Origin of the sequence: Verrucosispora sp. ts21, from assembly GCF_002879555.1 — a bacterium.
In the GTDB taxonomy this organism is placed as follows: domain Bacteria; phylum Actinomycetota; class Actinomycetes; order Mycobacteriales; family Micromonosporaceae; genus Micromonospora; species Micromonospora gifhornensis.
Window position 1 is genome coordinate 36,474 of the sequence record NZ_PNOZ01000020.1, and the last position, 13,299, is coordinate 49,772.

At 71.6% G+C, this 13,299-nt stretch carries 9 protein-coding genes; 6 read left to right on the forward strand and 3 right to left on the reverse strand.

Going from position 1 to position 13,299, the window contains the following annotated elements; translation table 11 throughout:
* Positions 1-74 precede the first annotated feature (74 nt).
* The 3 genes from C1A38_RS11265 to C1A38_RS11275 all read left to right on the forward strand — a co-directional run bounded on the left by C1A38_RS11265 (position 75) and on the right by C1A38_RS11275 (position 3,037).
* Positions 75-914, forward strand: a complete 840-nt coding sequence (locus C1A38_RS11265; RefSeq protein WP_102657791.1) for an aldo/keto reductase — start codon at positions 75-77, stop codon at positions 912-914.
* Between the two features lie 255 nt (positions 915-1,169).
* Positions 1,170-2,183, forward strand: coding sequence for an ATP-binding cassette domain-containing protein (locus tag C1A38_RS11270; RefSeq protein ID WP_102657792.1), 1,014 nt, complete (start codon positions 1,170-1,172; stop codon positions 2,181-2,183).
* Positions 2,180-3,037: an ABC transporter permease gene (locus tag C1A38_RS11275; RefSeq protein ID WP_102657793.1), complete on the forward strand. Its 858-nt coding sequence runs from the start codon at positions 2,180-2,182 to the stop codon at positions 3,035-3,037. Before C1A38_RS11270 ends, C1A38_RS11275 begins: the two co-directional genes overlap by 4 nt.
* 36 nt (positions 3,038-3,073) lie before the next feature.
* Here C1A38_RS11275 and C1A38_RS11280 read toward each other — a convergent pair whose 3' ends face one another.
* Positions 3,074-6,316, reverse strand: coding sequence for an ATP-binding protein (locus C1A38_RS11280; protein ID WP_102657794.1), 3,243 nt, complete (start codon positions 6,314-6,316; stop codon positions 3,074-3,076).
* A 238-nt stretch (positions 6,317-6,554) separates the two neighbouring features.
* On the opposite strand from C1A38_RS11280, the gene C1A38_RS11285 reads away from it, so the two are divergent.
* Positions 6,555-9,809 (forward strand): NACHT domain-containing protein, encoded by a 3,255-nt coding sequence (locus tag C1A38_RS11285; protein ID WP_158244884.1) that lies wholly within the window; start codon positions 6,555-6,557, stop codon positions 9,807-9,809.
* Between the two features lie 6 nt (positions 9,810-9,815).
* On the opposite strand, the gene C1A38_RS11290 is transcribed toward C1A38_RS11285, so the two are convergent.
* The gene (locus C1A38_RS11290) at positions 9,816-11,147 is read right to left on the reverse strand and encodes an AAA domain-containing protein (RefSeq protein WP_102657796.1); all 1,332 of its coding nucleotides are present in this window, start codon (positions 11,145-11,147) and stop codon (positions 9,816-9,818) included.
* Between the two features lie 135 nt (positions 11,148-11,282).
* On the opposite strand from C1A38_RS11290, the gene C1A38_RS11295 reads away from it, so the two are divergent.
* The gene (locus tag C1A38_RS11295) at positions 11,283-11,603 is read left to right on the forward strand and encodes a GYD domain-containing protein (protein ID WP_102657797.1); all 321 of its coding nucleotides are present in this window, start codon (positions 11,283-11,285) and stop codon (positions 11,601-11,603) included.
* A 58-nt stretch (positions 11,604-11,661) separates the two neighbouring features.
* Here the strand turns inward: C1A38_RS11295 and C1A38_RS11300 are convergent, their stop codons facing one another.
* Positions 11,662-12,231: a TetR/AcrR family transcriptional regulator gene (locus C1A38_RS11300; RefSeq protein ID WP_102657798.1), complete on the reverse strand. Its 570-nt coding sequence runs from the start codon at positions 12,229-12,231 to the stop codon at positions 11,662-11,664.
* Positions 12,232-12,334: 103 nt separating this feature from the next.
* On the opposite strand from C1A38_RS11300, the gene C1A38_RS11305 reads away from it, so the two are divergent.
* On the forward strand, positions 12,335-13,237 hold the full coding sequence (locus C1A38_RS11305) for an alpha/beta hydrolase family protein (protein WP_102657799.1): 903 nt from the start codon (positions 12,335-12,337) through the stop codon (positions 13,235-13,237).
* Positions 13,238-13,299: the final 62 nt, after the last annotated feature.

The window sequence follows — 13,299 nt, forward strand, 5'->3', positions numbered from 1 at the left end:
AAGTAACTCCGCCAGCGGCATCGACAGCGGCGGGTCGACGTGCGAAGTTCGACGTCAACGGGTAAGCCGATGCGATGGCGAACACCATTCCGACCGTCACGCTGAACGACGGCAACACCATCCCGCAGCTCGGCTTCGGGGTGTTCCAGATCTCCCCGGCCGACACCACCGAGGCGGTACGCCGCGCGCTGGACATCGGCTACCGGCACATCGACACCGCGCAGGGTTACGGCAACGAGGCCGAGGTCGGTCAGGGCGTACGCGCCGCGGGGCTGGCCCGCGAGGAGGTCTACCTCACCAGCAAGCTGAGCAACGACGTCCACCGTCCGGCGGACGCCCGCGCGGCGTTCCAGGCGTCGCTGGACGCGCTGCGCACCGACTACCTCGACCTGTTCCTGATCCACTGGCCGGTGCCGACCCGCTACGACGGTGACTTCGTCTCCACCTGGAAGGTGCTGGAGGAGTTCAAGGCCGACGGCCGGGCCCGGTCCATCGGGGTGTCCAACTTCCAGGTGCCGCACCTGGAGCGGCTGGCTGCCGAGACGGAGGTGGTGCCCGCGGTCAACCAGATCGAGGCGCACCCCTATCTCAGCAACGACGAGGTGCGGGCGTACGGCGCGAAGAACGGCATCGTCACCGAGGCGTGGTCGCCCATCGCCCAGGGTGCGGTGCTCGACGACCCGACCATCACCGACATCGCCGCGCAGCTCGGCCGCACCCCGGCCCAGGTGGTGCTGCGCTGGCACATCCAGCGCGGCGACGTGGTCTTCCCGAAGTCGGTCACGCCGACGCGGATGGCAGAGAACTTCCAGATCTTCGACTTCGCGCTGGACGAGGCGACCATGGAACGGATCACCCGGCTGGACCGGGGTGAGGACGGACGGACCGGCCCGCACCCGGACACCTTCGGGTAGATGCCGAGCTGACCTCGAGGTTGTTCGCCGGCCGCCGCTAGATCGGATCTAGCGGCGGCCGGCCGCCGTCTCGCGCCAGTAGGGCGAAGCTGGCTACAACCACCGCCGGCCGCCATCGTTGTAGCAGTGGTCGGCCACGCTGCGAACTGTCGTACGCGTGCGCTGTGGTGGGGCAGCATGCGAGTCGCGCGTACGGGCGTACCGCCGGTGCTCTGGCGACCCGCAGAAGTCCCGGACGGAAGGAAGAACAAGATCATGAGTAGACGCGCCACCGGCCTCGCCATCGAGGCCGCGGGGCTGACCAAGTCGTTCGGCGAGACCCATGCGCTCGCCGGACTGGACCTGGCGGTGCCCGCCGGTGCCGTGTACGGGCTGCTCGGCCCGAACGGTGCCGGCAAGACCACTGCGGTGCGGGTGCTGGCCACGCTGCTGCGCCCGGACGGCGGGCAGGCCCGGGTCTTCGGCCACGACGTTGTCGGCGAGGCCGACGCGGTCCGCGCCCGGGTCAGCCTGACCGGCCAGTACGCCTCCGTCGACGAGGACCTGACCGGCACGGAGAACCTGGTTCTGCTGGGTCGTCTGCTCGGTCTGAACAGGGCGGCCGCCCGGGCGCGGGCCGAGCAGCTGCTGGAGGCGTTCGGGCTGACCGAGGCCGCCGGTCGGCAGGTCAAGAAGTACTCAGGCGGCATGCGGCGGCGCATCGACATCGCGGCGAGCATCCTCAGCACACCCGACCTGCTGTTCCTCGACGAACCGACGACCGGGCTCGACCCGCGCAGCCGCAACCAGGTGTGGGAGATCGTCCGGGCGGTGGTGGCCCACGGCACCACCGTCCTGCTGACCACCCAGTACCTCGACGAAGCCGACAAGCTGGCCAGCCGGATCGCGGTGGTCGACCACGGCCGGGTGATCGCGGAGGGCACCCCGGGCGAGTTGAAGTCGTCGGTCGGCTCCGGCACCATCCACCTACGCCTGCGGGACGCGGCGAAGCGGCCGGACGCCGAGCAGCTGCTGCGGACCACCCTCGGAGTGCCCGTGCAGCTGGATCCGGATCCGGTGGCGATCACCGCCCGGGTCGGCGGGGACGGCAGCGACCTCGACGCCAGTGCCCAGGCGGCCCGGGCGCTGGGCGAGCTGTCCCGCGCCGGGATCGTGGTGGACGACTTCTCCCTCGGCCAGCCGAGCCTGGACGAGGTCTTCCTGGCCCTGACCGACCGTCCCGCCGTGCCGGCCGAAGCCGAGCCGGAAGCCCTGGAGGCAGCCCGATGAGCAGCGACACCGCCACCTCGAGCGGCCGGGCGCCGTCGGTCTACGTGCCGTCGACCGAGGCGTTGGCGACGATCCTCGCGCCGGGGCAGCGACCGCCCCGACCCAGCCCGCTGGCGGCGTCGCTGGCCTTCAGCTGGCGCGCCCTACTCAAGATCAAGCACGTGCCGGAGCAGTTGTTCGACGTGACGGCGTTCCCGATCATCATGGTGCTGATGTTCACGTACCTGTTCGGCGGGGCGCTCGCCGACAGCCCGCGTGACTACCTGCAGTTCTTCCTGCCGGGCATCATGGTGACAAGCGTCGTGATGATCACCATGTACACCGGGGTCGGGCTGAACACCGACATCGAGAAGGGCGTCTTCGACCGGTTCCGGACGCTGCCGGTGTGGCGACCCGCCGCGCTGGTCGGCATGATCGTCGGGGACGTGCTGCGCTACATCCTGGCGGCGGTGGTGATCCTGAGCGTCGGGCTGGTGCTCGGCTTCCGCCCCGACGGTGGGGTGCTCGGCGTACTCGCCGGGATCGGCCTGCTCGTGGTCTTCTCGTTCGCGTTCTCCTGGGTGTGGACGTTCTTCGGGCTCATCCTGCGCAGCGAGAAGTCCGTGATGGGGGTCAGCATGATGGTGCTGTTCCCGCTGACCTTCCTCAGCAACGTCTTCGTCGACCCGTCGACCATGCCGGGCTGGCTCCAGGCGTTCGTCAAGGCCAACCCGATCACGCACCTGGTGTCGTCGGTGCGCGCCGCGATGGGCGGTACGACGGACGCGTCGAGCATGACCTGGATGGTGGGGTGGAGCGCCCTGTTCATCGTGGTCTTCGGCACCCTGACCATGTACCGCTACAACCGCCGCTGAGCAGCACCCGTGCCGTGGCGGGGACCGGCAGACCGGTCATCGTCGCCACGGCACAGGTTCGGTGGGCTGGTAGCGGCAGGCGGCACCTGTGGAGACGGTCTGACGCAGGTGCGCGGCGAGCGGCGGGTGTTGCTGGTCGAGCCGGCGCAGCGTGTCCCGGATCCGGGCGGTGACGGTCTTGCGGGCCCGTTCCGCCTCGTCGCCGAGGCGGCGGTTGCGTCCGGCCAGACCGGCAGCCGAACGCAGTTGGCCGATCAGGGCCCGCCGCTCGTCGTCGAGGGCCGCCACGCGCGCCGTGTCGTCCCGCATCGCCGCCCGGTCGATCTCGTCGTCGAGCAGCGCCAGGTGCCGCCGGTACCGGTTCCTGGCCTCCTCGTCGAGGATCTCGTCACCGCCGAGCCGGCGAGCGGCGACGAGTTCCGGCCCGGCGGCCGGGTCGAGCAGCCCGACCGCCGGCACGTCGACACCGGGACAGCCGAGCAGCAGATGCAGGTCGTTGAGCCCTTTGGTGTCCGGCAGGTACGCGGTGGTGCCGCCGTACGTGAGTCGCCAGACCGCCCCGTCCCGACAGAACTCGTACGCCGGGGCGGTTGTCGCCCCACCCGACTCAGGCTCGGGCAGGGATCCACCGGCCGGCGCCGGAGCTGAGCCGACCGGTGTGGGGTCGGCCAGTCGGGCGAGCACCTGCCGCATGTCGAGGCTGCGGGCCTCGCGCTCGGCTTCGCGGCGTAGGCCGACGGCGACCGCCGAGTCGCCGGGGCCGTCCCGGGCGACAAGCGCGTCGGCCAGTGCGGTGCGGGCGATCAGCGACCAGGGCCGGGAACCCATCCGGTCGGCGTTGTCGCGGGCGGCGGTGAAGCCGGCCACGGCGTCGTCCCAGCGCTTGTCGGCGGCGTCGACCACGGCCAGCCAGTGGTCGACCGGGCCGCTGATGTCGCAGCCGTACACGGCGACCAGCCACTGCCCTTTGTACGGCAGCAGGGCCTGACGGGCAGCCTCGCAGCGACTCGGGTCAGCCACGGTGACCTGAGCCTGCAGTCGCAGCCACAACGGCAGGATCACCGACGGGTAACCGGCGTCGCCGGTCTGGCCGTCCGGGACGCCACCCGCGCCTGCCCGCCGCGCGGCGATCCGGGCGGCGGTGCGGTGATCGCCGCGTTCGGCTGCGGTGACCGCCTGGAGCAGGTCGAGGAACCGGTGCTCGGTCGGATCGAGCCCGTCGAGCACCGCCTGCGCCTCGTCGAGGCGACCACGCAGCAGCGCCAGCGACCAGAGCAGGTGATGACCGATGAACAGGTGCTCCTCGTGATCGGAGTCGTCGAGGCTGCGCAGTTCGGCGTAGCAGGACTCGGCGCCCGCGAAGTCGCCCCGGAAGGCGCTGACGATCCCGCTGTCGATGTTGGTTGCCATCCGGTGCCGGACCTTGCCGATCCGCCGGCCGGCGGTCACGAAGGCGGCGAGCTCGTCCACATAGCGCGGATCACCGAGTTCCAGTAGCGCGACCCAGCGCAGCGAGGTGGCCCAGAGCGGACCTTCCTGGTCACCGGAGCGGCGGGCCACCTCGCGGATCTCGGCGGTGAGCGCGGCGCGTCGGGCCGCCGTCCCCGGCCCCCAGGCGGCGTCGTGGCGGGCCCAGAGGCTGACGCTGAGCGCGTCGTCGTCCTGGGTGCGTCGGGCAAGCTCCTCGGTGGCACTGATCAGGCCGGCTTCCAGGGCCGCGACCGGCACGTCGGCCACCGGCTCCCCGACGAGCCGCCGGTACGCCTCCCGCACCAGCGCCTCCGTGTCGGTCTCCGACCGCCCGTTGAGTTGACAGTGCCGGTGGACGCTGAGCGCGAAGCGGGCCAGCAGCGCCGGTTCGTCGACCGCCAACGCCTGCACGGTGGTCTCGGCGAGCAGTCGACTCGCCTCGGCCCGGTCGCCGGTGTGGTAGAGGCGGTCGGCCAATTCGATCATGATGCGTACCCGTTGCACCTCGTCCCGGCTGACCACCAGCGCCCGGCGCAGGTGCACGGCCGACTCGTCCAACGCGAGCCGGCAACTGGCGTCGCGGGCGGCGGCGATCAGCAGGTCGGCGCAGCGGTACGGATCGAGCCGGTCACCGGCCAACCAGGCGTGCCGGGCCAGGTCGGCGGGGACCAGCCGCTCGGCGAGCGCGGCGTGCTCGTCGACGGCGCGGACCACGGCCGCGTGGTGCTCCTTGCGATCGTCGTCGGCGAGACCCTCGTAGAGCGCCTCCCGGACCAGGTCGTGGGCGAAGGCGTACCCACCGTCGGGCTGGGCGAGCACGAGTCGGGCGCTCACCGCGACGTCGAGCAGCTGATCGAGTCGAGTCGGCGGCAGCCCGGCGCCGGCGGCGAGGACCGCGCGGTGGAACTCCCGGCCCAGCACCGCGGCGACCACGAGCGCGTGGACCACGGCGTCCGGCAGATGATCCAACCGTCTGCGCACCACCTCCCGGACACCGGGCGCGATGCCGCTCGACGCGCCGTCGACGTGCCAGAGCCGAGCGGTCTGCTCGACGAAGAACGGGTTGCCCCCGGTGCGCCGGTAGACGTCGTCGACGCAGTCGGAGGTGGGTTCCTGCCCGGTGATGCGGGCGATCAGCACCCCGACCTCGTCCCGGGACAGGCCGGTGAGGGTGATCGTGGTGGCCTTGGCGGTCAGCGACATCAGCAGCGGGCGCAGCGGATGCTCACCCGCCTCGACCTCGGCGTCCCGGTACGTGCCGACGAACAGCAGCCGCTCGAACCAGGTGTGCTGGGCGGCGAACTGCAACAACCGCATGGACGCCGCATCGGCCCAGTGCAGGTCGTCCAGGACCACCACGACCGGCCGACGTTGGGAGACGGCGACCAGGGCGGTGGTGACCGCGTCGTAGAGCGCGAACGCCTCCTGCTCGACCGTGTCCCCCTCGCGCGACCCGCTCACCATGCGGTGGCCGGCCGGCTCGCCGTGCAGCAGGGCGAGGGCCGGCTCGGCGAACTCCCGGGCCACCGGCCAGTCGGCGGCCGACCGACGCAACCCCCGCAGCACCTGCAACCAGGGCCAGTAACCGGGGGCGCTCGCCGAATCCCAGCAGGCGGCACCGAGGACCAGCGCGCCCTGCCGGCGAGCCTCCTCGGCGACGGCGGTCACCAGCGTCGTCTTGCCGATGCCCGGTTCACCGCCGACCAGCACGAGACCGCCGTGACTGGCGGTGGCGCGGTCCAGCTCCGCCCGGAGCAGGCCGGCCGGATGTTCCCGCCCGATCAGCATTGCGCCGGACTGCGTCCCCATGGAAACCGACGGTATCCGACCGGGCCGACATCGCGGCGCTCCGTTCGGCCGTCCTGCGTCATGTACCGACCCGGTGTCTGCCGGCCTGCGAAGGCGGCGGGCGGGCGTCGTCCGCCGATCCGGTGCGAGCTGCGACATCACCTCAAACGCGCCACCGCCGCAACGGTCGGGACCTACCGTGGTGGTGGGCGGCGCGTCCCACGCGTCCGGTAACCGTTCAGGCGACACGGGGGTGTCCATGCGGCGACCGAAGCGCGGCCCGGTCTTCGAGACCGAGCTGTGGCTACGGCAACGTCGGCGTCGATGGCGGACCCGCAGGGAACGCGCCGACGAGCGCCGCACCCGACGGCGCGTCGACGAACGGACCGCCCGTGCGCCGCGCTGGCGACGCGATCACCGGGGCCTGTGGTGGGTGACCGTCGGCGGTGCCACCCTGCTGGTCCTGTGGTTGCTGTTCTCGCTGACCGGGGCGGTGATCAAACACGATCCGCTCGGTGACTACGGGCCCTCGAACTGGTGCACCGGCTCGGGCGCCAGGCCCTACTACTGCGGGCAGGTGCACGATTTCGTCAAGGGTCTGCTCACCGCGGCCCTCGCCGTGGCGGTGTTCCTGTTCTGGCGATATCGCCGGGTGCTGGGGTCGTATCGGAAGCAGGCCCGCCACAACCAGCAGCTCGCGGTGCCGAGCGCCGAGCAGGACGTCCGCGACATCGAGGTGGTGGGCCGGGAGGACCTGTGCCAACTGATGGTCCGGCGGGTACGCGATCCGCACAACCGTCGGCCGCTGCTGCTGGTGGGCAGCATCGGCACCGGCAAGACCACGACGCTCGTCAAGCTCGCCGAGATGCTGATGGACGTCGGGGTGGTCCCGGTCGGGATCAACCTGCGCGAGGTCCAGAAACCGGCCGACCTGAACTTCCACACGCTGGCCCGGGCTCGTTTCCAGGCGGTCATCGACACCCAGCTGCACGCCGAGGGTGAGGCGGACAAGATATGGCGGCAGCTGTGGCGGGAGAACCGGATCGTGGTGCTCGCCGACGGCCTGGAGGAGGCGTTGGCCGGTACGGACCAGCCCCTCGACCGGGACAGTCTGCTCCGCGAGGCCGTCGGCGAGGCCAAGCGGGAGAACCTCCCGCTGGTGATCACGTCCCGTCCCCAGGACCCGTTGCGCGCCCTGGACGCGATGCTGCTCCAGTTGGAGCCGCTGTCCGAGGGCGCCGCCTTCGAGTACGTACAAAGCCAGGGTCGCCAGGTCGACGCGACGCCCCAGTGGGATCAGGCCACCGCACTGATCAAGATGGCAGATGTCGCCGACTCGCCGTTCTACCTGCGGGTCATCGGCAAGCTCTACCAGGTCAACCGGCTGGATCGGGTGAACACAGGCCCGGGTCGGGCGGTCACCCGCCGACGGTTGCTGGACGAGTGGCACAAGGCACTGGTGGAGGGGGACCTCTACGAGGACTACGGCCTGGCGCCCAAGGAGCGCGGCGAGGCGATCGAGGTGCTTTCCGCGCTCGCCTGCCTCGGCCTGCGCGACAACAGCCTGCGGGTCCTCACCAACGAACTCAGCCGGACCGGAGAAGATGCCGACCCCGGCAGCCGGCATCACACCGATCCGAGCCATCGGCAGGCCACCGACGCGGGTCGACACGGCATCCGGCAGCAACTGAACAGCCGCCTCGACAAGCTCAGCGTGGACAATCCGCAGGATCTCGGGCTGGCCGAGACCACCGGCGGGCGGCTGAACATGGTGGTCAAGCAGCAGGACGGCGTACGGTTCCAGCACGGCGTGGTGCAGGCGTACCTCGGTTGCCGCTATCTCGACGCCGCCCTGCGGGACCGGGACTTTCTGCGCCAGGCACTGCGCAACGGGCCGGGTCGGGAACTGCTCGCCGCCCTCACCCTGTACTCCTGCCAGGAGTTCACCACCGCCCGGTCGACCCGCAACCCACCAGGCGATCCTGACGGGCGCGTGGAGTTGGTCCGCACCCTGGGCCAGGAGGCGGTCCGGACACGCAACCGCACGCAGGCGGTGGAGATGTTCGCCGCCGCCCTGGAGATGGACGCCACCATCGGCCACCGCACCCACCACGAGCTGGCCGGGAAGATTCGCCATGCCTGGCGCCACTATCAGGGTGACGGCTCGATCACCGACCGGCCGCTGGAAGATGCCAAGATCGCGCTGGTGCACCGGTACGGCGACGCCGCCCGGCTGATCGACGTGGCGCACGGGCCCGAGCCGGCGTACCGGTCGCTGTTCCGGATGATGGCGACGGAAACCTCGTACCTCACCAGACTGACGGCGGCCCGCGAACTCGGCAGAGGTGGCGAGCCTGCCATCCGTGCCCTGCGCAGCCTGCTCGCCGACACCGACGCCGACCTGCCCGACGATCCCGACGCCGACGCCGACCTGCCCGACGAAGATCCTCAGGTCCGTCGGGATCGCCTACGGCAACTGCGGGCCTGGCTCGCTCCGTCGCTGTTCCTCTTCGCCGACGACCCGCCCGAGCGACCCGGCCGACGCTCCAGGTCCGAGGCCGAAGAACTCCTCCGCGCCTGGGTGAACCGGCTGCGCACCGACGACGAACCGACCCGGATCTGGGAACTCCAGTTGGCGCAGGGCTTCCGGCTGGCCGCGAACTGCCGGCACTTCTCGACACGCCGCGGTCGACTCGCCGAAGCGGCCGAGGAAGCGCTTCGGCACTCCCGGTTCTGGTACTCGCACCTGACTCTCATCCAAGCGCTCACCCTGCTGGCCCTGCCCGAGAACCCCGCCGAGCCGCTGGGCGAGGTCGGCCGGCACGGGTCCGATCCGCGTGGCCTGGTCGACTACTGGCTCGCCATCGCCGGCGGTGGGACTGCTGCCCCACAGCCGGGCAGCGGATCGACGCACCCGCTGGTACGGACGGTCGCGGACGAGTGTGTCGCCGCGCTGGTCGACCGGCACCCGGAACTGCACTGCTGGGTCGACGAGCATGAGATCGTCGGCCGGGTCGGCTCGGCCAGCCCGCAGCCGGCGATCCGTCGTCAGCAGGCGTCGTGGCTGCCGCCGTCGCACGGTTGGGCGGTGCTGAAGCCGCGAGCCCAACGCCTGCTCGCCGACGTCATGCTGCTGCTCAACCTCGCCGACCGGGGTACGGACGACGCCGAACGCACCCGCCGGCTCGGCCGGTCCAGCCGCTCGGACCTGCCGCCGTGCCTCACCATCGACCGCACCGCCATGCGCGTCAATCTCACCCGCCGGCAGTCCCGTGACGTCCAGCCGGGTGCGACCTGCATCGACGACTGCCCGTTCCGGCTCTGCCCGCTGCCGCCCCGGGGCGAGGAGCTGTCGTACCAGATGGACGAGGCATTCTGCGCGAACCAGGCCGATCTCGTCGGGCAGTGGCAGCGGCCGTCCTACTGGGCCTGGTGGCAGAAGGTGGACGGGGAGGAGCTGCGCATCTTCTGGCGGGACATGTCCGAGCGGATGATCCCGGCCTGGCGGAAGTAGCCCCCCTCACCGCCCGGCGGGATGGGTCACGTCGGCCAGGTGGGCCAGGATGGCCTGGTTGGCCTCCCAGCCGTCGGGGAACTTCACCGGCACGTCCAGTTGCGGCACGTCGGTCGACGGGTGGGCGTCGAGCAGTTCACCGATGCCGGCCCGGGCCACCACCACGCAGGCCTGCCGGTGCCGGGAGGCGAGCACGCAGAGCCGCCCCGACTCCAGGTGGAAGGCGGTCGCGTCGCGTCGGCCGGAGAGCGGGTGCAGCACGATTGTCATGTCGTACTCCCGGCCCTGGAGGCGGTTGGCGGTGTCGACGGTGATGCCCGCTCCCGCCTCGCCCAGCTGGGCCCGGATGGCCGCGACCTGGTCGCGGTGCGCGGCGCCCACGGCGATCCGGTCCGCGGTGACCGGCGCGCCGTCGGGTGCCTGCTCACAGACCGCGACCGCGCCACGCGCCAGCACCCGCAGCGCGAGCGCGGCGCACGCGGCGGCGGCCTCGCCGTCGGTACGCAGCGTGTGCCGCGCCGGCAGCTCGTAGAGCGCCCAGCCGGTGTCGGTCGCCAGCTCCACCGCCCGGTCCACGGCGTCACCGCGCCCGGCCCCGGTGAGCCGCAGGGCCCGGTCGGCGGAGGCGGTGCCGGCCCGGAAGCCGCTGAACGGGTAGAACGCCGTCGACACCACCGGGGCCGCCGAGGCGGGCAGCCGCCAGGAAACCGGCAGCCGGTGCACCGGCAGGTGCGGGTTGTGCCGCAGCAGCACCGCCACCGCCGACTGCATCGGATCCCAGGTCAGCCCCGCCCACCGGCCGACCTCCACTGTGGAGAACGGGTCGAGCTGCCCCGGATCCCCCACGAACAGGGCCCGTTCGAACCTGCCGGCCACTCGCAGCAGGGCGTCCGAGCGCATCTGGTACGCCTCGTCCACGATCGCCCACGGCCAGCGACCCTCGGTGACCGTGGCCCACTTGGCGGCCGTACCGATGATGACGGCCGAGGCAACCAGGTCGGTGACCTTCGCGGCGACCCGGACCTGCTCGTGCGCCCGCACCCGGGCCGACGGTCGGTAGTCACCCGCGGAGAGCCGCCCGACCCGCAGCTCGGGTGCCTTGCGGGCGAGCCGGTCGATCAGGTCGTCCACCTGCTCGTTGGTCTGTGCGATGACCATGAGCGGCTCGCCGGTGCCGGCCAGCTCCACGGCGGCCCGCACCACAAGCGTCGACTTGCCCGCCCCGGGCGGCGAGTCGACCACCACACCCCGATGCTCCCCGGAGCGCAGGTCGGCCAGCACGGCGGTGATCACCCGCTCCGCCTCGACACCCGGCGACACGTCCCACTCGGCCCGCATCCTCGCCCACCTTCCCACCGACTCCTGCCCGCACCATAGTCAGCGGCACCGACATGACCGGGTCCACCAGCGCCTGCATAACCACCGGCCCAGCGGGTAGGCGCGTCGCCGAACCAGGCGGAAGGCGGTGCCGGGATGGCGAAGTTCCTGCTCACGGCGACCTACACGGGCGGCGGGCTGGAAGGGCTGACCGCAGACGGCGGGACGGTACGCGTCGAGGTCGTCCGGGCGCTCGTCGAGAACGCCGGTGGCCGCCTGGAGGCGCTGTACTTCTCGTTCGGCCAGTACGACACGTACGTCATCTGCGACCTGCCCGACGAGGTCACCGCCACCGCCGTGGCGATCGCGGTGCGGGCGGGCGGCCTGGTGAACGCGCGCCTCATCCCGCTGCTCACCCCGGAACAGGTCGACGCCGTCGTCAACCTGCCCGTCGCATACCGACAACCCGGACACTGAACCCGCTGCAGATCCTGGTACGCGGCCCTGCGAGGGCGGTCGTACCAGGATCTGCGCGTCAGGTGTGCAGCCCTCTGATCAGGATGGCGACCAGGGGGCGGGGGTCGTATCGGGGGTCGGCGCCGATGCAGAGGTTGCCGATGCCGCGTAGCAGGGCGAACGGCTCGATCGGGGTGATCTGACCGGCGTCGACGGCGGCGTCCAGCAGCAGTGTCGCCGCGGGGATCAGGTGCTCCAGGAAGTAGGCGTGCAGGGGCTCGAAGGCGGCCGCGTCGGAGCGCATCGCCTCGGCCAGGCCGTGCTTGGTGATCAGGAAGTCGACGAACAGGTCGACCCAGGCGGCGAGCGCGTCGTACGGGGTCGGGCCGGTCGCCAGCAGGGTGGGGGCGGCCTCGGCGCAGGCCTGCACCTGGTGCCGGTAGACGGCCACGATCAGATCGGCACGGGCCGGGAAGTGGCGGTAGATCGTGCCCACGCCGACACCGGCCCGGGCGGCGATGTCACGGACCGGGGCATTGACCCCGGCGTCGACGAAGGCGGCGGCGGCAGCCTCCAGGAGCGCCTGCTTGTTGCGCTCGGCGTCCGCCCGTTTGCGCGGCGGCGATGAGTCGGTGTTGCGGGCCGGCACGGTCCTGTGGCCTCCGTCACGATGGTTGAACAAACGGAACCTGGTTCCGTATCGTCTAAACGGAACGCTGATCCGCTTGCCTCTCTGCTGAGGAGTAACAGTAATGAGCATCCCCCAGCACCTGCCCAACCCGGTGCTCTCGGTACGCCCCGTGGTGCTGCCGGCGCCGGCCCGGGGCACCGACCTTCAGGTCCGCATCACCGCCCCGACCTCCGGGACCGGACTGCCGATCATCGTCTTCGCCCACGGCTTCGGCGCCGACATGGACAGGTACGCACCGCTCGTCGATCACTGGGCGGGCCACGGCTTCGCCGTCATCCAGCCCACCCACCTCGACGCGCGGACCCTCGCCATCGGCCCGGACGACCCGCGGTACCCGGAGATCTGGCGCATCCGGGTCACCGACCTCACGCAGGTCATCGACTCGCTGAAAACGATCGAGGCTGCCGTCCCCGGCCTGGACGGGCGACTCGACCACCAGCGCATCGCGGTCGCCGGCCATTCCTGGGGCGGCCAGACCGCAAGCATGCTGCTGGGCGCCCGGGTCCTCGACGCCGACGGCGTACCCGGCGAGGACATGACCGACCCACGGGTCACCGTCGGCGTACTGCTCGCCACCACCGGCACCGGCGGCACCGACCTGTCCCCCTTCGCCGCCGAACACTTCCCCTTCATGAGCCCCGACTTCGCGGACATGACCACGCCCGCCCTGATCGTCGCCGGCGACCAGGACGACTCACCGCTGTCGGTACGCGGACCCGACTGGTTCACCGACCCGTACCACCTCAGCCCGGCACCGAAGAGCCTGCTCACCGTGGTCGGCGGCGAACACTCGCTGGGTGGCGTCTCCGGCTACGGCGTCACCGAGACCACCGACGAGAGCCCGGAACGGGTCGCCCTGATCCAGCGGGCCACCACGGCGTACCTGCACAGCGCCTTCAACCCGCAGGACCCGGCCTGGTCGACAGTCGATCCCGGCCCGCTGGGCCAGATCGAATCCCGCTGACCCGTCGCCGCGTCGCTGGTGATCTCGGCTGTTCCGCCGATGAGATTCCCCAGCGACGCGGC